Origin of the sequence: Pseudomonas sp. PICF6, from assembly GCF_009831705.1 — a bacterium.
Taxonomy (GTDB): Bacteria; Pseudomonadota; Gammaproteobacteria; order Pseudomonadales; family Pseudomonadaceae; genus Aquipseudomonas; species Aquipseudomonas rhizophila.
Map to the genome: position 1 here is coordinate 162,073 of NZ_WUUD01000032.1, position 1,415 is coordinate 163,487.

Annotated in this window: 1 protein-coding gene; it reads right to left on the reverse strand. The window is 59.6% G+C overall.

Annotated features, from left to right (window positions below; all coding sequences use genetic code 11):
- Positions 1 to 362 precede the first annotated feature (362 nt).
- Positions 363 to 719 (reverse strand): DUF6124 family protein, encoded by a 357-nt coding sequence (locus tag GSM73_RS21330; protein WP_160893744.1) that lies wholly within the window; start codon positions 717 to 719, stop codon positions 363 to 365.
- Positions 720 to 1,415 lie beyond the last annotated feature (696 nt).

The window sequence follows — 1,415 nt, forward strand, 5'->3', positions numbered from 1 at the left end:
CCCCAAGATCAACGTCCACCGCAAGGCGGCCTGAGAGCCGACCTGGCTTAGGGTGATCGCGTTTCTCCTGTGGGAGCGAGCTTGCTCGTGATGGCGATGGGTCTGCTTGCATCAATGCTGAATGTGCCGCTGCCATCGCGAGCAGGCTCGCTCCCACAGGGACTTGTGGTGAATGCGATACCTGAGAACAACTCGAAAAAAATGTGGGAGCGAGCCTGCTCGCGATGGCGGTGGACCAGCTTGCATCAGCGTTGGATGTACCACCATCTTCGCGAGCAAGCTCGCTCCCACAGTTGGATTGAAGTACTGCCACCGGAGACAGGTCGGCGATAAGTGCTCCCACACAATGCTTCCGCTCGGCGCTAGCGCGGATCGACGATATCCAACGCCCGGTTCGCCAACAATTCACTGAGTTCGATCATCTGCTGGACTCCCAGGGCGAAATGCCGACGCGAGCCTTCCAGATCGAAGGTCAGGTCGCCGAGCAAGGCGTTGGCGGAGGCCAGGGTTTCGCTGAGGTTGGCTAGGAGGGTTTCGGTGTCTGCGCTCTCCGCGACAGAGAACAGTTGGCTTGAGGGTTGTTTCTTCTTGGGTTGGGGCTTGGGGTCGAGATAATGGTCGATGGCGCGCTTGGCGGCTTCATCGAGTTTTTGGGGATCGAGACCGGCGTGGGATGATGAGGGATCAGTTTCGGGGGGATTGGGTGTGGCTTTGAACATAGGGTGACACTCCGTTTACTGGTTGGAGCTACCACGTTCGTTTCCAAGCGAGGGGGTGGCAGCCGTACGCAGGTTGGAAAACCGGGGTAAACGAGCCCGACAGACCCGAAGGTCTCCCGCGCACAGCCGCCATAACGAAAGCATGGTCAAAAAACGACCGCAAGCATACGTTATGAAGGGCGCTTTCGCGCCGTCTACTTATCGGATTTCCAAGCCCGGCCGCTGAATTTGCAGCGACGGGAAAAGACTAGCGACAGCCCTTCCCACCCGGCAACCGCCAGAGTTCGTCGGAAAAATCTACTGCAGCCCGGAGGCCTGTCCGACCATTCCCACAATCCTGGTCGGCTGTCAGGCCGCCATCGCGAGCAGGCTCGCTCCCACACTGATTTCGGTCGCTTATAAGATCAGTGCCCACCGCCAATCTTGTGGGAGCAAAGCTTGCTCGCGATAGCGGTGAGTCTGCTTGCATCAATGCCGAATGTACCGCCGCCTTCGCGAGCAAGCTTTGCTCCCACAGGTCCAGCTCAAACAAGTCTGATGGGTGTACACCTGCAAGAGCCAGGCCGGCTCTCAGGCCGCCTCGCGGTGGAGGTTGATCTTGGGCGCCCCGTTAACCACGCTGGCCGAACGCAGGCATTGTGGAGTGGGCAACCCGGCATGGATGCCGGGTTAGCCGCGCTGGGCCATGGATGGCCC

What these genes read in the sequence shown, in the direction of transcription:
- GSM73_RS21330 (WP_160893744.1), bottom strand. Translation starts at nt 719, where the DNA reads ATGTTCAAAGCCACACCCAATCCCCCCGAAACTGATCCCTCATCATCC.